The sequence below is a fragment of the Stenotrophomonas sp. STEN035 genome (genome assembly GCF_056759935.1).
The window spans coordinates 83,330-107,539 of the sequence record NZ_JBRRDY010000003.1 but is presented as its reverse complement, the minus strand read 5'-3'; the positions used below and the strand labels follow the sequence as shown (position 1 = coordinate 107,539).

Sequence of the window (24,210 nt, the reverse complement as noted above, 5' to 3'; positions counted from 1 at the left end):
CCAATCTCGGTGCGATCAAGGGGAAGGGCGTTGGCCGAACAAGGCGGTGCCGACCCGGACCATGGTCGAGCCGGCGGCGATGGCTTCGGCAAAGTCACTGCTCATGCCCATCGAAAGTGTATCGACCTGCGGGTACTGCGCGGCCAGGTCGGTAAACAAGGCCTGCATCCGTGCGAACGCGGCCTGGCGTTTGGTCGCTTCCGGGAACGGCGCGGGGATCGCCATCAGGCCGCGCAGGCAGAGCCGTGGCTCCTTGGCGACAGCTGCGGCCAGTGCAGCGACCTGCTCCGGGGTGCAACCATGCTTGCTGTCCTCGTCGTCGATGTTGACCTGGATCAGCACATTGAGGAGGGGCAAAGCGGCCGGGCGGCCCTTGGCCAGAGCGTTGACCAGCTTGCCCCGGTCCACGGTCTGCACCCAATCGAAGATCTGGGCAGCCAGCTCGGCCTTGTTGGACTGCAGGTGGCCGATCAGGTGCCACTCCAGGCCCAGTTCGGCCAGCTCGGCGGTCTTGGCGGCGGCTTCCTGCACGTAGTTTTCACCAAAGGCGCGCTGTCCTTGGGCGGCCAGAGCGGCCACGGCAGCGGCCGGCTGCAGCTTGGAAACGGCCAGCAGGCGGACTGCCCGGGAGGGGCTGGAAGCAGCGTCGATCTGCTGCCGGAGGGTGGCCAAAGACACGGTTTGCAAAGCATCTACCTCTTGCGTGGGAAGGCTTATACTGCCTGCCAGGGGAAACACCTTACATATACTCGCAACGCAGGGGACAGAGCGCGTATGGACATCGCTGAACTTTTGGCGTTCTCGGTCAAGAACAAGGCCTCGGACTTACATCTTTCCGCCGGCCTGCCGCCGATGATCCGTGTGGACGGTGACGTCCGTCGCATCAACATCCCGGCGCTGGACCACAAACAAGTGCATGCGCTGGTGTACGACATCATGTCGGACAAGCAGCGGCGTGATTACGAAGAGTTCCTCGAGGTCGACTTCTCGTTCGAGATTCCCTCGCTGGCGCGCTTCCGTGTCAATGCGTTCAACCAGAACCGTGGTGCCGGTGCGGTGTTCCGTACCATTCCCTCGGAAGTGCTGACGCTGGAAGACCTGGCCTGCCCGCCGATCTTCCGTGAGTTGATCGAGCAGCCGCAGGGTCTGATCCTGGTCACCGGCCCGACTGGTTCGGGCAAGTCGACCACGCTGGCGGCGATGATCGATCACATCAACAAGAACGAATACGGTCACATCCTCACTGTCGAGGATCCGATCGAATTCGTGCACACCTCGCAGAAGTGCCTGATCAACCAGCGCGAAGTGCACCGCGATACGCACGGCTTCAACGAAGCCCTGCGCTCGGCGCTGCGTGAAGACCCGGACATCATCCTGGTCGGCGAATTGCGTGACCTTGAGACCATCCGTCTGGCACTGACCGCGGCAGAAACTGGTCACCTGGTGTTCGGCACCCTGCATACCAGCTCGGCGGCCAAGACCATCGACCGTATCATCGACGTGTTCCCGGCTGGCGAAAAGCCGATGGTGCGCTCGATGCTGTCCGAGTCGCTGCGTGCAGTGATTTCGCAGGCACTGCTCAAGCGCGTCGGTGGCGGCCGTGTGGCCTCGCACGAAATCATGGTGGCAACACCGGCCATCCGTAACCTGATCCGCGAAGACAAGGTGGCGCAGATGTACTCGTCCATCCAGACCGGTCAGCAGGTGGGCATGCAGACGCTGGACCAGAACCTGCAGGATCTGGTCAAGCGCAGCCTGGTCACGCGCAACCAGGCCAAGGAATACGCCAAGGACAAGCGTCTGTTCGAGTAATTCCAGGTTTCGGGATTAGAGATTCGGAATTCGGGATTCGCAAAAGCCGGAATCGACGGGGCGCGATGGGGTCATCCCACGCCCTGTCCCGGCTCTCCATCGGGAGCCAGACATGAGCACTATTGATTTCACCTCGTTCCTCAAGCTGATGGCGCACCAGAAGGCGTCGGACCTGTTCATCACCGCCGGCATGCCGCCGTCGATGAAGGTCAACGGCAAGCTGTCGCCGATCACCCAGACACCCCTGACGGCGCAGCAAAGCCGCGACATGGTGCTCAACGTGATGACGCCGGCGCAGCGCGAGGAATTCGAAAAAACCCACGAATGCAACTTCGCCATTGGCGTATCCGGCGTGGGTCGCTTCCGTGTGAGCTGCTTCTACCAGCGCAACCAGGTGGGCATGGTGCTGCGTCGCATCGAGACGCGCATTCCCACTGTGGAAGAGCTGAGCCTGCCGCCAGTGGTCAAGACGCTGGCCATGACCAAGCGCGGCATCATCCTGTTCGTCGGCGCCACCGGTACCGGCAAGTCGACCTCACTGGCGGCGATGATCGGATACCGCAACCAGAACTCGACCGGCCACATCATCACCATCGAAGACCCGATCGAATTCGTGCACAAACACGAAGGCTGCATCGTCACCCAGCGCGAAGTTGGCATCGATACCGACAGCTGGGAAGCGGCGCTGAAGAACACGCTGCGGCAGGCGCCGGACGTGATCATGATCGGCGAAATCCGTACCCGCGAGGGCATGGATCACGCGGTGGCATTTGCAGAAACCGGTCACCTGGTGCTGGCCACGCTGCACGCCAACAACGCCAACCAGGCGATGGACCGCATCATCAACTTCTTCCCGGAAGATCGCCGCAATCAGCTGCTGATGGACTTGTCGCTGAACCTGAAAGGCGTGGTCGCACAGCAGTTGGTACCGACACCGGACGGCAAGAACCGCCGCGTGGCGATGGAAATCCTGCTGGGCACGCCGCTGGTGCAGGACTACATCCGCGACGGCGAAGTGCACAAGTTGAAGGAAGTGATGAAGGATTCCGTCCAGTTGGGCATGAAGACCTTCGACCAGAGCCTGTTCGAGCTGTACCAGGCCGGCGAGATCAGCTACGACGACGCTTTGCGTTACGCCGACTCGCAGAACGAAGTGCGCCTGCGCATCAAGCTGTCGCAGGGTGGTGACGCCAAGACCTTGTCGCAAGGTCTGGATGGCGTGGAGATTGCCGAGGTTCGCTGAGTCTGGTGGGCTTGGTTATTTGAAAAGCCGCTCCTTTTGGGGCGGCTTTTTGTTTGGGGTTTAGGTGGGCAAGATCAACAGCACCCCTCCCGAACACTCCCCTTCGCTGCACGAAAGGGAGGGGCCAAGGCCGAGCCAAAGCGAAAGCCGAAGCCGAAGCCGAAGCCGAAATCTTGGCGGAGGCCGCCTTTCCCCCTCCCTTTCGCGTAGCGAAGGGGAGGGCCGGGGAGGGGTGCTCTTGCTGTTGCTTACAGCTCGCGCTCAAACCATCACCATCCAGGCAAATTACCGCCCCATCCACGCCGGCCCAATCGCCGCAATCTTCACCATCACCGGGCAATCCTCCCGGTGTGCCCCCGGCAGATAGCCCAGGCTCATCAAAAATTCGCCGGTGATCTCGCCGCCAGTAAACCGGAAGGTCTTCTTGAACAGCTTCACCCAGTCCACCTTGGGCAGTGGATGATGCGCATCCAGCCACTTGGCAAAGCCGCCATGCGACGCGCGCAGTCCCTGGATCACCTGCGCGTTGTGGATCGCCGCTGCCACCTTGAGCCGGTTGCGGATGATGCTGGCATCGGCCAGCAGGCGGGCGATATCCGCCTCGCCATAGGCCGCCACCGCATCCACGTCGAAGCCGCTGTAGGCGCTGCGGAAGCCTTCGCGCTTGCGCAGGATGGTTTCCCAGCTCAGGCCGGCCTGGTTGATTTCCAGTAGCAGGCGCTCGAAGAGCTCGCGTTCGTCGCGCTGCGGGAAGCCATACTCGTTCTCGTGGTACGGCCCGTGCACGGGGTGGCCCGGGGCGAAGTCACAGTAGTAGGTCATGGGCGTTTCCGCGTTAAGGAAGCCCCGATTATCGCCCCCTGCGAAGCGTCAGGCAGCGGCAGCCGGTAGAATGCGGACATGTCTGCGCTGTCGCCCCCTCTTTCCAATCACCTGCTGGTGGCTTTGCCGTCGCTGGTCGACCCCCAGTTCGCGCGTAGCGTGGCCTTGATCTGCCAGCACGACGAAAACGGCGCCATGGGCGTCGTGGTCAACCAGCCCTCCGATTTCACCCTGGGCGATGTGTTCGCGCAGATGGCGATCGATACCGACGATGGCGACCTGCGCGCCGTGCCGGTGCTCAATGGCGGCCCGGTGCACACCGAGCGCGGTTTCGTCATCCATGACGACGCCCGCGCATGGGATTCCAGCCTGAAGGTGGGCGATGGCCTCTACCTGACCACGTCCCGTGACATCCTCGAAGCCATGGCTCGCGGCGAAGGCCCGCGCAACGCCCTGGTCACGCTCGGCTGTGCTGGCTGGAGTGAAGGGCAATTGGAGCAGGAGCTGGCGGAAAACAGCTGGCTGACCGTGCCTGCCGACGCCGCCGTGCTGTTCGAAACGCCCCTGGACGAGCGCTGGCAGCTGGCCGGCGCGCGCATCGGCGTTGATCTGTTCCTGGTCACCGGATACAGCGGCCGTGCTTGAGTCCAACACACTTTCCACCAGCAGCACGGTACTGGGCTTCGATGTTGGCTCGCGTCGCATCGGCGTTGCCATTGGCAGCTCGCTGGGCGTCGGCGCGCGTGCGATCGCGGTCGTCGATGTGCATGGGAATGGCCCGGACTGGAACGCGCTGGACAAGCTGCACAAGGAATGGCGGCCGCAAGGCATGATCGTCGGCGATCCGCTCACCCTGGAAGGCGAAGACCAGCCCAACCGCAAGCGCGCGCATGCCTTTGCCCGGCAGCTGCAGCAGCGCTACAAAGTGCCGGTATTGTTGGTGGATGAGCGCTCCAGCTCGGTCGAGGCCGCGCAGCGTTTCGCCGTGGAGCGCGCCGAAGGCCGCAAGCGCCGCCGCGATGCCGCCAACCTCGACGCCGTTGCCGCCGCCGTCATCATCGAGCGCTGGTTGTCGGCGCCGCACGAAGCCACCCCTATTTCCTGACTGTCGAAGACCCTGCCATGACCGCTTCGCAACTTGATGACCAAGGACGCCTGCGCCACCTGCTGACCCTGGATGGCTTGCCGCGAGAAACCCTGCTGCAGCTGCTCGACCGTGCTGGTCAGATCCGTGATGCCGCGGTTGGCCGGATCAACAACAAGCGCGCGGTGCTGGCTGGTACCGGCGTCTGCACCCTGTTCTTCGAGCCCTCCACCCGCACCCGCAGCTCGTTCCAGCTGGCGGCGCAGCGGCTGGGAGCCGACGTATTGAATTTCGATGCGTCCACGTCTTCCGCGCGCAAGGGCGAGACCGCCTGCGACACGCTGAAGAATCTGGAAGCGATGGGCGTGCGTGGTTTCATCGTGCGCCACCCGGACGATGGCGCCGTCGCCGAACTGGCTGGCGTGGCTGGTGAAGGCACCGCGCTGATCAATGCTGGCGATGGTCGCAGCGCGCATCCGACCCAGGGCTTGCTCGACATGCTGACCCTGCGTCAGGCCAAGGGCGGCGATTTCTCCAAATTGAAAGTGGTGATCGTTGGCGACGTGAAGCATTCACGCGTTGCGCGTACCGATCTGCAGGCGATGCGCACCCTGGGCGTGGGCGAGATCCGCGTTTGCGGCCCACAGTCGCTGCTGCCGGAAGATGGAATCCTTGATGGCTGTGTGGTCGGGCAGGATTTCGACGCGATGCTGGAAGGCGTTGATGCGCTGATGATGCTGCGTCTGCAGCGCGAGCGCATGGAAGAAGGCCTGGTGCCGTCGCTGGAGCAGTACCACGCCCAGTACGGCCTCAACAGCGAGCGCCTGAAGCGCGCCGCCAAGGATGCGGCGGTGCTGCACCCGGGCCCGATCAATCGCGGCGTGGAAGTCACCGACGAAGTGGCCGATGGTCCGCAGTCGTGGGTATTGCGCCAGGTTGCCAACGGCGTTGCCGTGCGCATGGCGGTGTTGGAAACGCTGCTGGGCTGATCGATGCTGTCTCCCTCCCTTGCGCCGAAGGCGGAGGGGAGGGCCGGGGAGGGGTTGGCTCTTAAAGCCTTTCAACCATTCCCAGCTTCGCGGCTTACGCCGCTCCCACAACAGCAGGTTGGGATTGCTGGTGATGTTCCACTGTAGAGCCGAGCCATGCTCGGCTGGGGCATTGCCGGGAAAGCCTCTGCCGAGCATGGCTCGGCACTACAGCGTGTTGGCGTGCGCTTAGCCGCGCGGCGCCATTGCCAGGATTGCCAGCTGTTGCTGCGCTTCTTCATTGCCGGCTGCGGCAGCTGCTTGCACCTGGGCCAAGTCCGGGTGCTGAACCACCAGCAGCGGGTACTCGCATTCGGGGCAGGCGTATTCGGTCTGCTCGTCGTGCAGTTCCATTTCCATCTGCCGTGAGCTGCCTTTCCATTCGCAGGCAGGGCAGTTGTGCAGGTCTTCGCGCCAGCCGGTTTGGTAGTAATCGCTGACAGTGATGGTCATGGGTAAGGCCTGAAGCAAGGGCGGTGAAGTGTAGCCCGGGTAAGCGTGAGCGCACCCGTGAGTTCTTCGCGAGAAGCCATGGGTGTGCTGGCGCTTGCCCGGGCTACGGTTCAACAAGCCACAATCAGTGCAGCAGCACCAGCGTGGCCAGGCCGAGGAAGGTGAAGAAACCCATCGAGTCGGTGACCGCGGTCAGGAAGATGCCGCTGGCCAGGGCAGGGTCGAATCCCAGACGCTTCAGTGTCAACGGCACCAGCACGCCAGCGGATGCGGCAAACAGCAGGTTGAAGGTCAGCGCGATCGCAATCACCAGCGACAGCCCGGGCATGTGGAACCACGCCAATACGATCAGGCCCAGCACCGTGCCCAGCACGACGCCATTGAGCAGGGCCACGCGCAGTTCTTTCCACAGCAGGGTGCGGGCATTGGAGGCGCCCACCTGGCCCAGCGCCAGGCCACGGATCATCAGTGCGAGCACCTGCGTGCCTGCATTGCCGCCAAGGCCGGCGACAATCGGCATCAGCACCGCCAGTGCGACCAGCTTGTCGATGGTGCCTTCGAAATGACCGACCACGCTGGAAGCGAGGAAGGCGGTGCAGAGGTTCACCGACAGCCACATCAGGCGCCTGCGCATGGCACGCCAGACCGGGCTGAACAGATCTTCGTCCTCGTCCAGGCCGGCCGCGCCCAGGGCCTGGTGGTCGGCCTGGCCACGGATGATGTCGACCACGTCATCGATGGTGATGCGGCCGATCAGGATGTTGTTGTCGTCCACCACCGGCGCCGAGACCCAGTCATGATCGGAGAACTGGCGGGCCACTTCGTCGGCGCTCTCGCCCACGTCGATGGCCGGCTGTTCGTCGTCGATCAGGCGGTTGATCGGAGTGGTGTCTTCGTGGGTGACCAGTGAAGCAAGCGACAGACGGCCCAGGTACTGGTGGCGACGGCTGACCACGAACAGGTGATCGGTGTGGTCGGGCAGCTCGCCGCGCAGGCGCAGGTAGCGCAGCACCACGTCGACGTTGACGTCGGCACGCACGGTGACCACGTCAGGGTTCATCAAACGGCCGGCGGTGTCTTCCGGATAGGACAGCACCTGCTCGAGCCGCTCGCGGTTCTCGCGGTCCATCGATTTGAGCACTTCGTCGATGACCGTATCGGGCAGATCCTCGACCAGGTCGGCAAGATCGTCGATGTCCAGGTCTTCGACCGCGGCGATGATTTCGTCCGCGTCCATGTCCGCCAGCAGGCTTTCGCGCACGTCTTCACCGACATGCACCAGTACCTCGCCATCGTCCTCGGCATCGACCAGGCCCCACACCACTTCGCGCTTTCCCGGCGGCAGCGATTCGAGCAGGTTGCCGATCTCGGCCGGCGACAAGGTGTTGACCAGGCGACGTACCGGTCCTAGCCGGCCGCTGTCCAATGCATCGGAAAGCAGGCGCAGCTGGCGTGCGGTCTTGTCGTGGCGTACGGCTTCAGCCATGCGCAGCTCCCGGTATGGTGATGGCCGCTGTCCGTGACGGCTGGGCGCCAACGGCGGTGTTTAGCCCGCCATTATCACGCGCGACGCGCGGGCTTGCATACAACCGCAGCTATCGAAATCAGTTTCCGGCGACGCTGGTGATCCAGCGTTCAATGCCGCGACGGTCGCGTGCAGCCAACAATTGCGGGGCCTGCAGCCGCAATTCGCCCAGGTTCACCTCACGGATGGCACGTCGCACTTCCAGCAAGGTGGCCGGGTGCAGACTGAATTCGGTCAGCCCCAAGGCTAGAAGCAGGGTTGTCATCTGCGCGTCACCTGCCATTTCACCGCACACCGCCACCGGCGTGTCATGCCGCTGCGCGGTTTCAATCACCTGCCAGAGCAGCCGCAGCACTGCCGGATGCAGCGGCGAGTACAACTCGGCCACGGCGTCATTGTTGCGGTCGGCGGCCAGCAGGTACTGGACCAGGTCGTTGGTGCCGATCGACAGGAAGTCGACCTGGTCGATGAAGGTTTCCAGCGCGATTGCGGCTGCCGGGACCTCGATCATCGCTCCGACCGGAATGTTCTCCGCCACTTCATGACCGTCATTGCGCAGGATCGCGGCAAGCCGCGACAGCCGTCGCCGTACCGCCATGATTTCTTCACGGGTGGTCAGCATCGGCACCAGGATGCGCAGCGGGCCGTAGCCGGAGGCACGCAGGATCGCCCGCAGCTGGGTGTCGGACACTTTCGGCCGAGCAAGTGACAGGCGCACGCCGCGCAGGCCCAAAGCGGGATTTTCTTCGCTGCTGAGCACCAGCCCGGTGCGGTCGGCCTTGTCCGCGCCCAGGTCCAGGGTACGGATGGTGACCGGGCGCCCGCTCATGCCCAGCACGGTGTCGCGGTAGACGTGGAACTGTTCTTCTTCGTCAGGCAGCTGGTTGCGCTGCATGAACAGGAATTCGGTGCGGTACAGGCCCAGGCCACGGGCGCCCAGCGCATGCGCCTGGGCGACGTCGTCATGCGACTCTGCATTGGCCAGCAGAGTAATTTCCGCGCCATCGAGGGTGCGGGTGGGCTTGGCCCGCAAACGGCCCAGTTCGCGTTGCTCGCGGGCCAGCTCGCGCTGGCGCAGGCGATATTGGCGCAGGTCATCCGGGCCCGGATCGACCACCAGCTCGCCGCTGCCGCCGTCCAGGATCAGTACGTCGCCATCGCTGACTTTCTGCAGCACCGCACTGGCGGCTACCACCAGCGGCATATGCAGGCTGCGGGCGAGGATGGCGCTATGCGACAGCACGCTGCCGGCACTGCTGACGATGCCGACAACGCCCTGCGACTGCAGCTGGGCCAGTTCCGAGGGAGCGACGTTCTCGCAGACCAGGATTTCCCCGGCCAGCCCCTTCATGCTGGTGGTGCGCTTGTGCAGGAACGACTGGATGCGGCCGATCACATGGTCCAGATCGTCCATCCGGCTTTTCAGGTAGGCATCTTCCATGCCTTCAAACACCTGCGCCAGACGGTCGCGCTGCACGCGCAGGGCGTGGCTGGCGCTATAACGCTTGCTGCGCACCAGCTCGTCCAGCGCGGTCAGTAGTTCGGGGTCGTCCAACAGCATGGCATGCAGGTCGAGGAACTCGCCTACCTCGGCCGGCAATGCGCCTTGCAGGCGGGTGCGCAGATCACGCATTTCCTGGCGGGCTGCATCGGTGGCGCGATGCAGGCGCTCGAGCTCGTGTTCCACCGCGGAGGCGGCGACGCGCTTTTCACCAATGTCCTGCACGTGGGGCAGGCGCACCCGGGCACGGCCCAGTGCGGTGCCGCGGGAAGCAGGCAGGCCCAGCAAACGGGTCACCGTTGCCGGCTCCACACAAGGGTTGTACCTGCGAGCGCGGCTTGCGGCATCAGCTGTCCTCGTCGAAACGACGCTCGAACAGTGCAGCAACCGCCTCCAGTGCGGCAGCCTCGTCCTCGCCATCCACGCGCACCGTTACCGGCGTGCCTTGGGCGGCAGCCAGCAACATCACGCCCATGATGCTTTTGGCGTTGACCTCGCGACCCTTGGCCACAAGCGTGGCGTTGGAGCGGAAGGCAGACAGCACCTGCACCAGTTTGGCGGTGGCCCGGGCATGCAGCCCCAGCCGGTTGGAAACCATGAGTTCTTTTTCAAGCATCGTCGGTGATGACTCCATTGCGAGCGCCCGCCGCCGCAGTGGCGGGCAGTTGGTCCAATCCCTGTTCCGGATAGTTCATTACCCGCAGCAACATCGCCAGACTCAATCCCGATACACGCCGGCTAGGCGTGCCCAAGCGGGCCAGCTTGCCGGCAAGATTGCTCGGGCTGGCACCGTACAGATCGGTCAGTATCAACACGCCGCCATCACCTTCCACCCTGCGCATCGCCGCCGAGGCGGCGGGCAGCAGGGCATCCAGGTCGGCGTCGAACGGCACTTCGAACGCTTCTGTTTTCAGCGGCAGTTGCCGCAACAAGGCGGTCGTCACTTCCAGCAGGGAAGTGCCGACACCGGTATGAGTAACTAGGAGAATGCCGCAGGTCATCCCTGAACGTTAACAGGTCAGGGCAAGTCCGCGATAGCGCTTAAAACTGTCTTCTGTGTGCCATTCAGTACATGCACGGTGATTGCATGTGCGGCCCATCAATCCTGTTCGCGATGGAAGGTGGCCACGTCCTGCCAACCCTGCTCGCGAGCATGCCGAGCCAGCCGTTCGGCCAGGTAGACCGAACGGTGTTTGCCGCCGGTGCAGCCAAAGGCCACGGTGACATAACTGCGGGTCTCGCTGCCCAGCTTGGGCAGCCAGGTGTCGAGCAGGTCCTGCAGCTGGGTGACGTAACGCACCACGTCGGGTTGGGCATCCAGATACTCGCGGACTTCGCGGTCGCGCCCGGTCAGCGAGCGCAGCTCGGGGTCCCAATGCGGATTGGGCAGCACCCGTGCGTCGAAGACGAAATCGGCTTCGGCGGGCACGCCGCGCTTGTAGGCGAAGGACTCGAACAGCAGCGACAGTTTGCTTTCGTGGCTGAGGGCAAACTCGGTCACTACCCGGCGCCGAAGCTGGTGCACGTTGAGGCGGGTGGTGTCGATGATGGCATCGGCCTCGCGGCGCAGTGGCGCGGTCAGCTCGCGTTCGCGGGCAATCGCTTCCGGCAGCGACAGGCCCAGATGGCTCAACGGGTGCCGGCGGCGGGTGTCGGCGTAGCGGGCCAGCAAGGTGTCGTCGTCGGCCTCGAAGAACAGCAGGCGCGCCTCAATGCCGTAATCCAGCGCGGTCTTGCGCCAGGTAGCCAGCTGGCTGAGATCGCTGCGGCCGCGCACGTCAATGCCGACCACCAGCCGCTGTGGGCGGTTCTCATCGCGTTCGCCGAGTACACCGCGTACGAATTCTGGCAGCAGGTTTACCGGGATGTTGTCCGAGCAGTAGTAGTCCAGGTCTTCAAAGGTCTTCAACGCCACCGATTTGCCCGAGCCGGACAAGCCACTGACGATGATCAGTACCGATGCAGGGGTGTTCATGGACTGCGTTGCTCCAGCAGGTTGCTATGGCGGGCGATGAACATCGCCGCCGGGTCGATGCCCTTTGTCCGCAGGATATGCAGGCGGGTGGCGGCCTCGGTCAGCACGGCCAGATTGCGTCCGGGCATCACCGGCAGGGTGATCAGCGGCACGTCCAGATCCAGTACGTGACGCTTGCCGGAATCGCCGGTGAGGCGCTCATAGCCATAGCTGCTGGGTTCGGTCATCGGCTTGGTCAGGTGAACGATGAGACGAAGGTACTTGTTCTTCTTTACAGATGTGTCACCGAACATCTGACGGACATTGAGCACGCCCAGCCCGCGTACCTCCAGCAGATCCTGCAGCAGCTCCGGGCAGGTGCCGTCGAGTACGTCCGGGGCGATCTGGGTGAATTCGGGCGCGTCATCAGCGACCAGGCGGTGGCCGCGTGACAGCAGTTCCAGGGCCAGCTCGCTCTTGCCCGAGCCGGCCTCGCCGGTGATCAGCACGCCGATGGAGTAGATCTCCATGAATACGCCATGCAGGATCACCCGAGGTGCCAGCGTGCGGGCCAGGTGGTAGCTGAGGTGGTTGAGCAGTTCATGGCCACGCCGCGGCGACACCCACAGCGGGGTCTGCGATTCATCGGCGGCCGAGCGCAGGTCTTCCGGGCAGCCATGGCTTTTGGTGATCACCAGCGCCAGTGGCCGCGCCTGGATGATGCGCTCGATCACTTCCCAGCGCTGGCGCGCATCCAGCGAATCCAGCCAGGTCAGCTCCTCGGTGCCGAGGATCTGCACTTTATTGGGGTAGATGGTGTTGAGGTAGCCGGCCAGCGAGGGCCGGCGCGAGACGGTATTGCCGGCCTCCAGCTCACGTTGCGCACCGGCATGGCCGGCGACCCAGCGCAGGTCGAGCTTCTCGCGCTGGTGGTCGAAGAGTTCCTGGGCGGTGATGCTGGTATTCATCCGCTACGCGCCTGCTGCGGGTTGATGATGATGTTCTTCAGGGTCTGCGCATCGGGGGCAACGCGCAGCGCCTGGCGGATGTCGGGGTCGGAGAAAATTTCCGCCAGCTCCGACAGCAGCATCAGGTGTTGGTGGGTGTAATGCGCTGGCACGGCCATGGCGAAGACCAGATCCACCGGTTCGTCGCCGCCGAAATCAACGGGATTCTGCAGCCGTAGCAGGGCGCCGCGGGGCTCCTGCAAGGTCTCCGAACGCCCGTGGGGGATGGCGATGCCGTGGCCAATGGCGGTGCTGCCGACGTTTTCACGTTCGCGCAGGCTTAAGAAAAGGTTGTCCGCACCGGCCTCTCGACAGGCAAGCAGGCGGGAAGCGGCAATCAGGGTGCTGTCTCGATCAGCGACCGCGAGTACCTGGGTACTCACGGCCGCCATCAGGTCGGTCAACGGCATGTTGGCTTACGGCTGGGTATAAAGATCAGCCATTGTCGCGCAGAGCATGCGATGCGTGGGGAAGATGCTTTTCCTTGTGCTTTATGACCAGTCGGTCGAGCTTGTCGGCCAGTACGTCGATGGCTGCGTACATGGTGGGTTCGGCAGCATCGGCGTGCAGGGTGCGCCCGGGTAAATTCACCGTGGCGACGACGAGGTAGTCAGGCTTGCGGGTGGACAACTGGACTCGTACTTCGCAGTGCTGGTCGAAGTGCCGACCCAGCCGCTCCAGCTTTGTTTCCACGTACTCCTTCAGGGCAGGCGTGACTTCAACTTGCTGGCCATACGTCTCGATACGCATCGGATTCCTCCTGTGGTTCGGGGTTGCCTAGATGAACCCTGCGCTGCTCAACGAATGCTTCAGGCGATGCGGACGCGTTCGTGAGAGGCACAGATGTTCATGGCCTCACGATACTTCGCAACGGTGCGGCGCGCTACCGGTATGCCACTTGTTTTGAGCATCTCAGCCAGCTTGGCGTCAGAAAGTGGTTTGCGCGGGTTTTCCGCATCGATCAGATTGCGGATCATCGACTGGATGGCCGTGCTGGAGGCCTCGCCACCGCCTTCGGTATCAATGCCGGAAGCGAAAAATGCACGCAATGGCAGGGTGCCGCGCGGGGTGCGCACGTACTTGCGGGCGATGGCACGCGAAATGGTGGATTCGTGCAGCTCAAGTTCGCCGGCGATTTCACGCAGCGTTAGCGGACGCAGCGCCTGCTCGCCGAATTCCAGGAAGCCGGCCTGGTGATGCAGCAGGCTGCTGACCACGCGCAGCAGGGTTTCGCCACGCGCCTGCAGGCTTTTCAGCAGCCAACGTGCCTCCTGCAGCTGCGCGCGCAGATAGCTGGCGTCGGCATCGCCGCAGCGCCGGATCAGCTGTTCATAGCTTTGATTGATGACCACTTTGGGGCCGGCGTGCCCAGCCAGCGCGCAGCGCCAGATGCCGCGCTGGCGCCAGACCACGCAATCGGGAACTACATAGGTGTCCGAGGTCATCTGTCCCAATTGCTTGCCCGGGCGTGGGTCGAGCGAGCGCAGTAGCTGCACGGCTTCCTCCACGTCGGCAACGGATTGTTTGAGTTCCTGCGCTATGCCACTGATGCCGGCGCGCGGCAGGCGCTCCAATGGGCCATCGGCGATGCGGCGGGCCAAGGCGAGGGCAGGGGTTTGGCAGGGCAGTACGTCCAGCTGCAGGCTCAGGCACTCGCCCAGGCTGCGTGCGCCAACCCCGGCCGGGTCGAAGCGCTGGATCTGCCGCAACACCGCCACGATCTCATCTTCGTCGACACGGATTTCCGGCAGCAGGGTCTGAGCGATTGCCGACAAGGGTTCGCGCAGATAGCCGTCTTCATCCAGCGCATCGATCAGGGCTACGCCAATGGCGCGATCACAAGGGCCAAGATGGGTCAGGTGCAGCTGCCACAGCAGGTGATCGGCAAGCGTGTCGCCGTCTTCGGCCTGTTCGCGTTCGTCGTTGTCACCATCGTCGTCGAACGAGCCGGAACGACCGCTGCTCCAGTCCTCATCACCGCCGTCCCAGTCTTCGCCCTCGGCGTTGATATCACCTTGCGCAGGATCGATCGGGGTTTCTTCGTTGGAACTGTTGGGGGCTGCATCGTCGCTGTCGCCCCCCTCGGTGTTGTCGGCCCATTCCAGCAGTGGATTGGTTTCCACTGCTTCGGTCAGTTCCAACTCGAGCTCGGTGCTGGACATCTGCAGAAGACGGATGGCCTGACGCAACTGCGGCGTCATGACCAGGCTCTGTCCCATCGATGTCTGCAGCTGAGCTTTCATGCCTGTTCCGTTCGGGTAGGGGCACGACGTGGCGCTGCGGCTCAGAGGGTGAAAGCGTCCCCGAGGTAAACACGGCGTACGTCAGTATTGGCAAGCAGATCTTCCGGTGCCCCCTGCGCCAGTACGCTGCCTTCAGCGAGGATATACGCCCGGTCGCAGATTCCCAAGGTTTCGCGCACATTGTGGTCGGTGATCAGCACACCGATGCCGCGTTGCTTGAGGTGGGTCACGATGCGCTGGATTTCGCCGACCGAGATCGGGTCGACGCCGGCAAACGGTTCGTCGAGCAGGATCAGGCGCGGTTTGGCCGCCAGTGCACGGGCGATTTCGCAGCGACGGCGCTCGCCGCCGGACAGACTGGCGCCAGTCTGATCGGCCACGTGGCTGATCTGCAGTTCGTCCAGCAACGAGGACAGTTCGCGCTCGCGGCCGACATTGTCCAGGTCGGTGCGCAGCTCCAGCACCAGGCGGATGTTGTCGGCGACGCTGAGCTTGCGGAACACAGACGGTTCCTGCGGCAGATAACCCACGCCCAGCTTGGCGCGCTCGTACATCGGCTCGGAGGTGATGTCCTTGCCGTCCAGCACGATGCTGCCGGCATCGGCGGCGACCAGGCCGACGATCATGTAGAAACAGGTGGTTTTGCCGGCGCCGTTGGGGCCGAGCACGCCGACCACTTCGCCGGCATCCAGGGTCAGCCCGAAGTCCTTGACGACTTCGCGGTTCTTGTAGCGCTTGCGCAGGCCTTGGGCAACGAGCATTACTTGCTATCTCCCGCCGCTGCCGGCGCTTTGTTCTTGGGCTGGATCACGGTGCGCACGCGGGTGCCATCACCGCCGCTCTGCATCGCGCCGCTGCGGGTGTTGTAGACCATGCGCTGGCCGGCATTGGTGCCGCGCTCGGACTCAACCTTGTAGTTGCCGGTCAGGATGATGATTTCGCTGTTGATGTTGTAGTCCATGTTGTCGGCACGGGCATTCATCCAGGTGTTGTCATCCATCTGCTGCTTGAGCGTGGCTTGCTTGCCGGTGAGGATCACGCGCTCGGTTTCGCCGTTTTTGCGGATCACATCAGCGGTGTCGGCATGGATCTCCATCGTGCCCTGGGTAATGATCACATTACCGCTGAACTGGCATTTGCCGTTGTCGCTGAAGTTGCAGTCATTGTTGTTGGAGTCGATGGTCATCGGCTGGTTGCGATCCGATGCTTTGGACCACGCAAGACCAGGTGCGAGCAGGGCGGCGAGCAGCGTGATCGACGCGAGCTTAGCGGGCAGCATTGGGTTCATAGCGGGTCTTGACCTGGGAAAGGAGTGAGTACTGTTTGGTTTTCAGGTTGGTCTGGAAGCCAACGCCGGTCTGGGTGAGCCCGGGGCGGGTCACGGTAACGCGACCATCGGTGCGCGCAAGATTCTGCTCGGTGAGCACATCCAGCGCGTCGGTACGGAAGGTGGTGGGTGGGGTCTTGCCATCGGCAGGGCTGTCGCCGGCGACACTGCCGCGCAGGCGCAGCTCTTCACCCTTGGCGCTGACCCAGCCGGTATCAGCACGCAGCTGCCAATGCTGTCCGGCAGCGTCAGGCAGCAGGAACAACGGCTTGCTGATGGTTGAGGTCTGGTCGGCGCGGCTGCGCGCCATCAACGGTGCGCGCAGGGTCACCGATTCGTGACCGTCCTTGTCCAGGCTGATGATCTCAAAGTCGGTCAAGGTGAAGTCGGTACTGCCTTCTTCAATGGCCGTGGGTGCGGTATGGGTGCGATTGCGCCAAGCCGACCAACCGCTGAGCAGTGCCGCCAACAGCAGGCCGATACCAAGAAGCGAACGCCAGCTCATCAGGAAAACCTCGCCAGGACTGCATCCAGTTTGCCCTGCGCGGCCAGCAATACATCACACAGTTCGCGCGCTGCACCACGCCCGCCTTGTGCGCGGGTCTGCCAGTGCACGCGCTCGGCGATCCATGGATGCGCATCGGCCGGTGCAACTGCGAGGCCGACCGCGCCAAGTGGCGCCAGGTCGGGCAGGTCGTCGCCCATGAAGGCGACCTGGTCCAGGCCGATGCCGTGCTGTTCGCACAGTGCACGCACGCTGGCCAGCTTGTCGCCGACCGCGATCTGGGTGTCGATGCCCAGATCAGCCCCGCGCCGCTGCGCCGACAGGCTGTTGCGGGCGGTAATCAGCACCGGATGGATGCCGTGCTGTTGCAGCAGCTTCAGGCCCAGCCCGTCCTGCACGTAGTACGCCTTGCTCTCGTTGCCGGCATGATCGTAGAACAGCCGGCCGTCGGTCAGGGTGCCGTCCACGTCAAAGCAGGCCAAGCGGATGGCGCTGGCGGTGGCGTGCAGATTGGCGGGGAAAAGCGCTAGCGGCGAGTAAGGCATTGGCAGGCAGTATCCGTTGCGGCAGGTCGGGTGTTGGCCCGAGGTCGTTGATTGTGCGGGGTTCAGACGACTTTTGCCCGCAACAGGTCATGAATGTTCAGGGCGCCGACGGGGTGATTGTCGCCGTCGACCACGATCAAACCATTGATCTTGTGGGTTTCCAGCAACCGTGCGGCCTCAGCGGCGAGCTGGTCGGCACCGATGGTGCGCGGGTTGCGGGTCATCACCTGGGCGATGCTGGCGGTGCGCACGTCCAGGTCGGTGTCCAGCGCACGGCGCAGGTCGCCGTCGGTGAACAGGCCGACCAGCTTGCCCTGGGCATCGACCACGGCCGTCATGCCCAGCCGCTTGCGGCTCATTTCCATCAGGGCCTGGCTGAGGCTGGCGTCGTCACTGACGCTGGGCAGGTCGTCGCCGGCATGCATCACGTCGGTGATATGCAGCAGCAGGCGCCGGCCCAGGCTGCCGGCCGGGTGTGAGCGGGCGAAGTCGTCGGCGGTGAAGCCGCGCGCGTCCAGCAGGGCCACCGCCAGCGCATCGCCCATCGCCAGTGAGGCAGTGGTGCTGGAGGTCGGGGCCAGGGCCAAGGGGCAGGCCTCATGATCCACGTTCACGTCCAGATGCACGTCGGCGGCCAGCGCCAGGCTCGACTGCGGCCGGCCGGTCATGGAAATCAAGGGGTTGCCCTGGCGCTTGAACACCGGCAGCAGGGTCAGTACTTCGTCAGATTCGCCCGAATAGGACAGCGCCAAGACCACGTCATCTTCGGTGATCATGCCCAGATCACCGTGCCCGGCTTCGCCTGGGTGCACATAGAACGAGGGCGTGCCGGTCGAGGCCAGGGTGGCGGCGATCTTGCGCGCGATATGCCCGGATTTGCCCATGCCGGTGGTGACCACGCGGCCGCGCGAGGCCAGCACCAGCCGGCAGGCGGCGGCGAATTCTGCGCCGATGCGACCGCCTACCCGGTCCAGTTCGTCGCGCTCGATCTCGAACACACGGTGACCACTGGCCACCAGATCGGTGTCGCGCAATGTAGCCAGGGAAAGCGGGGAAGCAGCCATACGGATGCCACTCGGAGAGTAGAATGGGGGTTCATTTTATTAGGAAAGCGCTTTGGACGCCGAGACCATCCGAAATCTGATCGAAGCCGGCCTGCCTGGCGCCCGCGCCGACGTGCAGGGCGACGACGGAGTGCACTTCGAAGCCACGGTGGTCTGTGAGGCATTTGCCGGCAAGATGCCGTTGGCGCGCCACCGTATGGTGTATGCGACGCTGGGCGACTTGATGGGCGGTGCGATCCACGCGCTGGCGCTGAAAACCATTACTCCGGGTGAAGCCGGCTGAGCCGGCGCACTCTCTTTCCCTTATACCGGCCTTAAATCCATGGCAAAAATCGTAGTCACCGGCGGCAATGTGCTGAACGGTGAGGTTCATATCTCCGGCGCCAAAAACGCCGTCCTGCCGATCCTGTGCGCCACCTTGCTGGCCGATGCGCCGGTGGAAATCACCAACGTGCCGCATCTGCACGACGTGATCACCACCGTGAAGCTGCTCGGTGAGCTCGGTGCCAAGGTCACTATCGATCAAGGCACGCTGTCGCGCGGCAGCGCGGTGGTGGTGGATCCGCGTACCGTCGATCAGCACGTGGCGCCATATGAGCTGGTCAAGACCATGCGCGCCTCGATCCTGGTGCTGGGCCCGTTGTTGGCCAAGTTCGGCAAGGCTGAAGTGTCGCTGCCGGGCGGTTGCGCCATCGGCTCGCGCCCGGTTGACCAGCACATCAAGGGCCTGCAGGCGCTGGGTGCGGAAATCAGCGTTGAGAACGGCTTCATCAAGGCCCACGTCGACGGGCGCCTGAAGGGCGGTCGCTATACCTTCGACATGGTCAGCGTCACCGGCACCGAGAACGTGCTGATGGCGGCGGTACTGGCCGACGGCACAACGGTGCTGGAAAACGCCGCAATGGAGCCAGAAGTGGCCGATCTGGCACATTGCCTGATTGCGCTGGGTGCCAAGATCGAAGGTGTTGGTACCTCGCGTCTGGTTGTCGAGGGCGTCGAGCGCCTGCACGGTGGTCGTCACGCAGTGCTGCCGGACCGCATTGAAACCGGCACCTTCCTGGTTGCCGCAGCGATGGCCGGTGGTCGCGTCACGGTGCGCAATGCGCGCCCGGACACGATGGACGCGGTGCTGCAGAAGCTGACCGAGGCCGGCGCTGAAATCAGCACCACCGAAGACAGCATCACCCTGGACATGCATGGCAAGCGGCCCAAGTCGGTGAACATCACCACCGCGCCGCACCCGGCCTTCCCGACTGACATGCAGGCCCAGTTCATGGCCATGAACTGTGTTGCCGATGGCGTCGGTGTGATCACCGAAACCATCTTTGAAAACCGCTTCATGCACGTCAACGAGCTGCTGCGTCTGGGCGCTGACATCCAGATCGAAGGTCATACCGCGATCGTCCGCGGCGTGGCCAAGCTCAGCGGTGCGCCGGTAATGGCGACTGACCTGCGTGCTTCGGCTTGCCTGATCCTGGCTGGGCTGGTGGCTGCTGATGAAACCAGCATCGACCGTATCTACCACCTGGATCGTGGCTACGAAAACATTGAGGAAAAGCTCAGTGGGCTCGGTGCCAACGTGCGGCGGACAGCATGATCCTCAAGGGTCGTTTCACCCCGCGTCGCAAGGCCCTGCTGGGTCTGGTGCTGCTGGCCCTGGCCTGGTTGGGCTGGGGTTGGTACAGCGGCGTGGCCATCACCCAGGGCGTTGAAAAGGAACAGATGGACTGGAATGGCGATGGCCAGGTCAGTCGCGACGAGTTCCTGCAGGCGTTTTATGCGGTACAGGTGAAAGATAGCGAGGAAGGCGATCGCCAATGCCGCAGCTTCATCTGGCGCAAGAGCGGCGAAGAGTTCCGCCGCGATTGCCGCACGGTCTTCAAGAAGCCGGCAACGGAATAAGTACAGCGCCTGTAGTGCCGAGCGATGCTCGGCCAGGGCGTTACCGGCGCATCGCTCTTGTGGGAGTGGCGTAAGCCGCGAAACTGACGATCCATCCAGATCGTTGATTCGCTGGTGTCTTGCATAGCCCTGGCTTCGCGGTTTGCGCCGCTCCCACAAAAGAGCCTGGGCTGACGTTTTGTCGGGAAAGCCTCTGCCGAGCATGGCTCGGCACTACAGGTGGCTTACTGAATTGACTTGATGGTCAGGTCCAGTGCGTCCTGGCCATTCTCGCGTTGCAGCAGGCGTGCCGGTACCGGCATGCCGGGAACGATCCAGGCGATCTGTTCCTTGTTTCCATCCACGCGTGACACCTTGGTGGCTTCCTGCTGCTTGCCGGCGATGGTCATGTTCTCCTTGCCGATCACCCGGTAGGTCATGGGCTTGATGCGGCCATCGTCAACCATGCGATAGGTCAGTGGCTTGCCAGCGTTGACATCGCGGGCAATGGCCAGGTTGATCAGCAGCGCATCCATGTCACCGCTCTGAAGACGGATCGGGCCGCTGCGCTCGGGCTTCACATCGCCGGTCCAGGTGGCCTGGTTGCTGTTCCAGTCATAGCGCGCATCCACCTGCTTGCGCTTGATCAGCACGACTGAACGATCATGGCTGCTGAGCGGGCGCAGTTTGCCGCCTTGTTCGTCGAACACGGTGGCTTGGCTCAATTCCGCCATCGGGTTCTTGATCTGCAGGCTATAGCGCCACTGATTGTTGCCGGCAGGAGCCACCGACATCACGCCATTGGCCTGCATGCCCATGTAGCTGGCCTGGTAATTGGCGGTGAACGGCTCAAATGCCAACGCCGGCAAGCTGGCCGCGATCAGCGCGGCAGCAGCGAGGTAACGCAGGGGGCGGTGGGAAAGCTTCATGCTCAGGCTCCTTGGTATTCGATCAGGCGCAGGTCGATTTCGTCCTGTCCGTCTTTGCGTTGCAGAATGCGCACCGGCGTGGGTACGCCGTTGGCAATCCACAGGATGGTTTCATCGTTGCCGCCATTGGTGCGGTACACGCGCAAGGCGTCATAGCTGAGATCACCCACCTGCACGTTTTCGGTGGTGTCGGCGGCACGGTACTCATACTGGCGCACCCGGCCTACATCGACATAGCGATATTGCAGTGCCTGGCCTGGGCGCGCATCGCGCATCAGTGACAGGTTCAACAGCAAGGCGCTCTGGTCGCCGCGTTGCAGTGGAATCGGCTGCTGCCGTTCCTCCTTCAGATCACCCTGCCACTGCGCGGTGCCGGCCTGCCAGTTGTAGACGCCGGTGACCTTCTTGCTCATGAACAGGGCTTTCTTGATCGTGCTCTGGCTCAACGGCGTGTAAACGTTGCCTTCGTTGTTGAACACGTTGCTCTGTTCGATGTTCAGCCCGAGGATGCTGGCAAAGCCGCGCTTGCCGCGCACCGCCATGTCGACCCGCCATTGGATGTCGTTGTTGTGGACCACGCGCATGGTGGCATCGCCGGCTTCCTTGCCCTTGTAGAAGGCTTGGTAGGTAGCAACGAAGGGCTCCAGTGCTGGTGGGGTCCACTCCAACGCCGGCGGTGCCAGCGTAACCGGTGCCTGCGCCGGAGTAGCCGCCGCTGCGGGCATTTCCTGGGCGTAGCTGACCGCCGATACCAGCAGTGCGGTCAAAACCAATGGTTTGAGAAGCGCTATGGCCATGTGAGGACGAGGGCAGGAGTAAGGGGGGATCTTGCCAAACCACACATCAGCAGCTTGTGTGGATCAGCGGCGAAGGGTTCCGGCGGAATCTAGGCGCAATGGGCTAAACAGGGACTGACCGTCGTAATGCACCACGCCGTCGCGTTCAGCAAGTCGGCCGGCGACCAGCAACTGTACGCTGGCCAGCAGCAGCGGATGTTCGACCGCCAGTACGCGTTTGGCCAGCACTTCAGCACTGTCACCGGCCAGTACCGGGACACGTGCCTGGGCGATCACTGCGCCTGCATCCAGTTCAGGTACGACAAAGTGCACGCTGGCACCGTGCTCGGCATCGCCGGCCTCGATGGCGCGTGCATGGGTGTGCAGGCCCTTGTGCAAGGGCAGCAGCGAGGGGTGAATGTTCACCAGGCGGCCACTGAAACGCTGCACGAAGGCGGCACCGAGGATGCGCATATAGCCGGCGCAGATGATCCAGTCCGGCTGGCTTGCGACCACCGCGTCGGCCAGCGCGCTGTCAAACGCTTCGCGCTCGGCGAAGTCCCTGGGGGAGCGCGCCCAGCGTTGTGCGGGGGCCACTTTTTCCAGTGCGCCGGCGCCCGGCTTGTCGGAGAACACACCCACAATCTGTGCATCCAGCTGGCCTGCAGCGATGGCGTCCTGCAGGCATTGCAGGTTGCTGCCGCGCCCGGAGGCAAGCACAGCGAGACGGGGCAGGGGGCTCATGCGCGCGATTTCCGCAGCAGCGGCCACAACGCCATGCTGCCGAGGGTGGCCAGCAACATGTCGGCATGCGCGTCCCAGATGTCACCCTGCTGGCCGTTGTAGGCCTCGGCGGCTTCCGGTGACAGGGCCAGGGCGATGCCCCATTCCAGCCATTCGTAGGCCAGGCTGGTGCACATGATGGTCATCACCGCCAGCGTGAACGCCTGACCCAGGCGTAGCGCTGGCCAGCCGTGGCGGGCCAGTTGGGTCAGCGCCGGGGTGAAGCAGATGCCGTACAGCAGGTGGATCAGCCGATCGAAATGATTGCGCTCCCAGCCGAAGGCGGCATTCGGCGACCAGCCGAACAAGGCCTGCGCCCATTGGTCATAGGGAATGTTGGAATACAGCCAACGGGCGCCGATGCAGTGCAGGATGATGAAGCCACAGATCGCTGCGAAAGCGCCGCTGCCCAAGGGCCAGCGGCGGTCCACCCACCACAGTGCCAGCACGCCGAGCACGGTCAGCGAGCTGTGCAGGGCCTGTTCCACAGGCCATAGCGGTTTGATCCAGGTAAGCGCGAATACAACAAGCACGCCGATGAAGGCGGCCTTCTTGGCGGCTGTCATGTAGGCGTTGGCTCAGCCGATGTGGACGCGTTCAGCGCCGTTTTCAGCCACCACTTCACCAATCTGCCAATGCGCCAGCTCCAAGGTGTCCAGCGTGGCATTGATGGCGGCGACCTGGTCGGCCGGCACCAGCAGCACGAAGCCGATACCGCAGTTGAAGGTGCGCCACATCTCGCTGTTGGCCACATTGCCTTCGCGCTGCAGCCACTGGAATACCGGCGGCAGGGTCCAGCTGCTGGCGTCGATGGTCAGGCCCAGGCCTTCCGGCACCACGCGGATGATGTTCTCGGTCAGGCCGCCGCCGGTGACGTGGGCCATGCCGTGCACGGCTGCGCCGTGGGTCTTGAGCAGCGACAGGATCGGCTTGACGTACAGGCGGGTCGGCGCCATCAGCGCATCGACCAGCTTCACACCGTTCTCCAGCACCAGATCGGCCGGGCTACTGGCACGTTCATAAATGCGGCGCACCAGCGAATAACCGTTGGAGTGCGGGCCGGAGGAAGCAATGCCGATCAGCACGTCGCCGAGGGCGACGGCCGAGCCGTCCTTCAGCTCGCTCTTCTCGACGCCGGCGACGGTGAAGCCGGCCAGGTCGTATTCGCCCGGGGCGTACATGTCGGGCATTTCAGCGGTTTCGCCGCCGATCAGCGCGCAACCGGCCTCGGTGCAGCCATTGGCAATGCCGCCGACCACGGCCGCAGCGGTGTCGATGTCGAGCTTGCCGGTGGCGAAATAATCCAGGAAGAACAAGGGCTCAGCACCCTGTACCAGCACATCGTTGACGCACATGGCGACCAGATCGATGCCGATGGTGTCGTGGCGGCCAAGCTGTTGTGCCAGCTTCAGCTTGGTGCCGACGCCGTCGGTACCGGACACCAGTACCGGCTCGCGGTACTTGTTGGAAAGGTCGAACAGGGCGCCAAAGCCACCCAGTCCGCCCATCACCTCCGGGCGGAAGCTGCGCTTTACCAGCGGCTTGATACGCTCGACCAGTTCGTTGCCCGCGTCGATGTCGACACCGGCGTCACGGTAGGTCAGGGGGGAGTTGGCAGAGGTCGAGGGGCTGGTCACTGGCGGCTGCACTGGCGGGGTGAACGGTCGATTTTAACAGGCCACGTTGGCGTGAAGGCCCCATTCGGGCAACAATTCCCTCCGGAATCGT

At 63.6% G+C, this 24,210-nt stretch carries 30 protein-coding genes; 8 read left to right on the top strand and 22 right to left on the bottom strand.

Annotated elements, in window-relative coordinates:
- Positions 1–15 precede the first annotated feature (15 nt).
- Positions 16–678, bottom strand: coding sequence for a YggS family pyridoxal phosphate-dependent enzyme (locus ACVOLL_RS02640; RefSeq protein WP_481511520.1), 663 nt, complete (start codon positions 676–678; stop codon positions 16–18).
- Positions 679–774: 96 nt separating this feature from the next.
- On the opposite strand from ACVOLL_RS02640, the gene ACVOLL_RS02635 reads away from it, so the two are divergent.
- Together ACVOLL_RS02635 and ACVOLL_RS02630 are read left to right on the top strand one after the other, a co-directional pair.
- Positions 775–1,812: a type IV pilus twitching motility protein PilT gene (locus ACVOLL_RS02635; protein WP_296251652.1), complete on the top strand. Its 1,038-nt coding sequence runs from the start codon at positions 775–777 to the stop codon at positions 1,810–1,812.
- Positions 1,813–1,924: 112 nt separating this feature from the next.
- Positions 1,925–3,055 carry a PilT/PilU family type 4a pilus ATPase gene (locus ACVOLL_RS02630; protein WP_481511456.1) on the top strand — a complete coding sequence of 377 codons (1,131 nt, stop codon included), beginning with the start codon at positions 1,925–1,927 and terminating at the stop codon, positions 3,053–3,055.
- 285 nt (positions 3,056–3,340) lie between these two features.
- Here ACVOLL_RS02630 and ACVOLL_RS02625 read toward each other — a convergent pair whose 3' ends face one another.
- Entirely contained in the window at positions 3,341–3,877 is a 537-nt protein-coding gene (locus tag ACVOLL_RS02625; RefSeq protein WP_481511455.1) for a DNA-3-methyladenine glycosylase I, read from the bottom strand.
- 78 nt (positions 3,878–3,955) lie between these two features.
- Here ACVOLL_RS02625 and ACVOLL_RS02620 point away from each other — a divergent pair, with 78 nt between their 5' ends.
- Genes ACVOLL_RS02620 through ACVOLL_RS02610 form a run of 3 tightly spaced genes read left to right on the top strand, consistent with a single transcriptional unit; the run spans position 3,956 to position 5,950 of the window.
- Positions 3,956–4,522 carry a YqgE/AlgH family protein gene (locus ACVOLL_RS02620; protein ID WP_481511454.1) on the top strand — a complete coding sequence of 189 codons (567 nt, stop codon included), beginning with the start codon at positions 3,956–3,958 and terminating at the stop codon, positions 4,520–4,522.
- Positions 4,515–4,982, top strand: coding sequence for a Holliday junction resolvase RuvX (gene ruvX, locus ACVOLL_RS02615; RefSeq protein WP_296251643.1), 468 nt, complete (start codon positions 4,515–4,517; stop codon positions 4,980–4,982). The genes ACVOLL_RS02620 and ruvX overlap by 8 nt, the downstream gene beginning before the upstream one ends.
- 17 nt (positions 4,983–4,999) lie before the next feature.
- A complete protein-coding gene (locus tag ACVOLL_RS02610) occupies positions 5,000–5,950 on the top strand; it encodes an aspartate carbamoyltransferase catalytic subunit (RefSeq protein ID WP_481511453.1) in 951 nt (316 codons plus the stop codon).
- A 228-nt stretch (positions 5,951–6,178) separates the two neighbouring features.
- On the opposite strand, the gene ACVOLL_RS02605 is transcribed toward ACVOLL_RS02610, so the two are convergent.
- The 15 genes from ACVOLL_RS02605 to ACVOLL_RS02535 all read right to left on the bottom strand — a co-directional run bounded on the left by ACVOLL_RS02605 (position 6,179) and on the right by ACVOLL_RS02535 (position 18,113).
- Positions 6,179–6,442 carry a hypothetical protein gene (locus ACVOLL_RS02605; RefSeq protein ID WP_481511452.1) on the bottom strand — a complete coding sequence of 88 codons (264 nt, stop codon included), beginning with the start codon at positions 6,440–6,442 and terminating at the stop codon, positions 6,179–6,181.
- A 124-nt stretch (positions 6,443–6,566) separates the two neighbouring features.
- A complete protein-coding gene (gene mgtE / locus ACVOLL_RS02600; protein ID WP_303749141.1) occupies positions 6,567–7,928 on the bottom strand; it encodes a magnesium transporter in 1,362 nt (453 codons plus the stop codon).
- A 118-nt stretch (positions 7,929–8,046) separates the two neighbouring features.
- Entirely contained in the window at positions 8,047–9,765 is a 1,719-nt protein-coding gene (ptsP, locus tag ACVOLL_RS02595) for a phosphoenolpyruvate--protein phosphotransferase (protein WP_481511451.1), read from the bottom strand.
- A gap of 49 nt (positions 9,766–9,814) precedes the next feature.
- On the bottom strand, positions 9,815–10,084 hold the full coding sequence (locus tag ACVOLL_RS02590) for an HPr family phosphocarrier protein (RefSeq protein WP_481511450.1): 270 nt from the start codon (positions 10,082–10,084) through the stop codon (positions 9,815–9,817).
- On the bottom strand, positions 10,077–10,469 hold the full coding sequence (locus ACVOLL_RS02585; RefSeq protein ID WP_481511449.1) for a PTS sugar transporter subunit IIA: 393 nt from the start codon (positions 10,467–10,469) through the stop codon (positions 10,077–10,079). Before ACVOLL_RS02585 ends, ACVOLL_RS02590 begins: the two co-directional genes overlap by 8 nt.
- Positions 10,470–10,567: 98 nt before the next feature.
- Positions 10,568–11,443, bottom strand: a complete 876-nt coding sequence (rapZ, locus tag ACVOLL_RS02580; RefSeq protein ID WP_481511448.1) for an RNase adapter RapZ — start codon at positions 11,441–11,443, stop codon at positions 10,568–10,570.
- Positions 11,440–12,390 (bottom strand): HPr(Ser) kinase/phosphatase, encoded by a 951-nt coding sequence (gene hprK / locus ACVOLL_RS02575; RefSeq protein WP_481509320.1) that lies wholly within the window; start codon positions 12,388–12,390, stop codon positions 11,440–11,442. The genes rapZ and hprK overlap by 4 nt, the downstream gene beginning before the upstream one ends.
- Positions 12,387–12,839 (bottom strand): PTS sugar transporter subunit IIA, encoded by a 453-nt coding sequence (locus ACVOLL_RS02570; protein ID WP_481511447.1) that lies wholly within the window; start codon positions 12,837–12,839, stop codon positions 12,387–12,389. Before ACVOLL_RS02570 ends, hprK begins: the two co-directional genes overlap by 4 nt.
- A gap of 25 nt (positions 12,840–12,864) precedes the next feature.
- Positions 12,865–13,179 carry a ribosome hibernation-promoting factor, HPF/YfiA family gene (hpf, locus tag ACVOLL_RS02565; RefSeq protein ID WP_282267862.1) on the bottom strand — a complete coding sequence of 105 codons (315 nt, stop codon included), beginning with the start codon at positions 13,177–13,179 and terminating at the stop codon, positions 12,865–12,867.
- A 59-nt stretch (positions 13,180–13,238) separates the two neighbouring features.
- Positions 13,239–14,672: an RNA polymerase factor sigma-54 gene (locus ACVOLL_RS02560; protein ID WP_481511446.1), complete on the bottom strand. Its 1,434-nt coding sequence runs from the start codon at positions 14,670–14,672 to the stop codon at positions 13,239–13,241.
- A 41-nt stretch (positions 14,673–14,713) separates the two neighbouring features.
- The gene (gene lptB / locus ACVOLL_RS02555) at positions 14,714–15,433 is read right to left on the bottom strand and encodes an LPS export ABC transporter ATP-binding protein (protein ID WP_481511445.1); all 720 of its coding nucleotides are present in this window, start codon (positions 15,431–15,433) and stop codon (positions 14,714–14,716) included.
- Positions 15,433–15,951: a lipopolysaccharide transport periplasmic protein LptA gene (lptA, locus tag ACVOLL_RS02550; protein WP_481511444.1), complete on the bottom strand. Its 519-nt coding sequence runs from the start codon at positions 15,949–15,951 to the stop codon at positions 15,433–15,435. The genes lptB and lptA overlap by 1 nt, the downstream gene beginning before the upstream one ends.
- Positions 15,938–16,504: an LPS export ABC transporter periplasmic protein LptC gene (gene lptC, locus ACVOLL_RS02545; protein ID WP_481511443.1), complete on the bottom strand. Its 567-nt coding sequence runs from the start codon at positions 16,502–16,504 to the stop codon at positions 15,938–15,940. The genes lptA and lptC overlap by 14 nt, the downstream gene beginning before the upstream one ends.
- Complete coding sequence (locus tag ACVOLL_RS02540; RefSeq protein ID WP_481511442.1) at positions 16,504–17,049, bottom strand: KdsC family phosphatase; 546 nt, start codon at positions 17,047–17,049, stop codon at positions 16,504–16,506. The genes lptC and ACVOLL_RS02540 overlap by 1 nt, the downstream gene beginning before the upstream one ends.
- A 62-nt stretch (positions 17,050–17,111) precedes the next feature.
- Positions 17,112–18,113 carry a KpsF/GutQ family sugar-phosphate isomerase gene (locus ACVOLL_RS02535; protein WP_481511441.1) on the bottom strand — a complete coding sequence of 334 codons (1,002 nt, stop codon included), beginning with the start codon at positions 18,111–18,113 and terminating at the stop codon, positions 17,112–17,114.
- Between the two features lie 52 nt (positions 18,114–18,165).
- Here ACVOLL_RS02535 and ACVOLL_RS02530 point away from each other — a divergent pair, with 52 nt between their 5' ends.
- From ACVOLL_RS02530 to ACVOLL_RS02520, 3 genes are read left to right on the top strand one after another with little or no spacing between them, the layout of a single operon-like run.
- Positions 18,166–18,396 (top strand): BolA family protein, encoded by a 231-nt coding sequence (locus ACVOLL_RS02530; RefSeq protein ID WP_296251001.1) that lies wholly within the window; start codon positions 18,166–18,168, stop codon positions 18,394–18,396.
- A gap of 39 nt (positions 18,397–18,435) precedes the next feature.
- Positions 18,436–19,710, top strand: a complete 1,275-nt coding sequence (gene murA, locus ACVOLL_RS02525; protein ID WP_481511440.1) for a UDP-N-acetylglucosamine 1-carboxyvinyltransferase — start codon at positions 18,436–18,438, stop codon at positions 19,708–19,710.
- Entirely contained in the window at positions 19,707–20,015 is a 309-nt protein-coding gene (locus tag ACVOLL_RS02520; protein WP_481511439.1) for an EF-hand domain-containing protein, read from the top strand. The genes murA and ACVOLL_RS02520 overlap by 4 nt, the downstream gene beginning before the upstream one ends.
- A gap of 224 nt (positions 20,016–20,239) precedes the next feature.
- Here the strand turns inward: ACVOLL_RS02520 and ACVOLL_RS02515 are convergent, their stop codons facing one another.
- From ACVOLL_RS02515 to purM, 5 genes are all read right to left on the bottom strand, one after another.
- Positions 20,240–20,923, bottom strand: coding sequence for a DUF3108 domain-containing protein (locus ACVOLL_RS02515; RefSeq protein ID WP_481511438.1), 684 nt, complete (start codon positions 20,921–20,923; stop codon positions 20,240–20,242).
- Positions 20,924–20,925: 2 nt separating this feature from the next.
- Entirely contained in the window at positions 20,926–21,648 is a 723-nt protein-coding gene (locus tag ACVOLL_RS02510) for a DUF3108 domain-containing protein (RefSeq protein ID WP_481511519.1), read from the bottom strand.
- A 135-nt stretch (positions 21,649–21,783) separates the two neighbouring features.
- Positions 21,784–22,443 carry a phosphoribosylglycinamide formyltransferase gene (gene purN, locus ACVOLL_RS02505; protein ID WP_481511437.1) on the bottom strand — a complete coding sequence of 220 codons (660 nt, stop codon included), beginning with the start codon at positions 22,441–22,443 and terminating at the stop codon, positions 21,784–21,786.
- A complete protein-coding gene (locus tag ACVOLL_RS02500; protein ID WP_481511436.1) occupies positions 22,440–23,048 on the bottom strand; it encodes a DUF2238 domain-containing protein in 609 nt (202 codons plus the stop codon). Before ACVOLL_RS02500 ends, purN begins: the two co-directional genes overlap by 4 nt.
- Before the next feature lie 12 nt (positions 23,049–23,060).
- Positions 23,061–24,086: a phosphoribosylformylglycinamidine cyclo-ligase gene (gene purM / locus ACVOLL_RS02495; RefSeq protein WP_481511518.1), complete on the bottom strand. Its 1,026-nt coding sequence runs from the start codon at positions 24,084–24,086 to the stop codon at positions 23,061–23,063.
- Positions 24,087–24,210 lie beyond the last annotated feature (124 nt).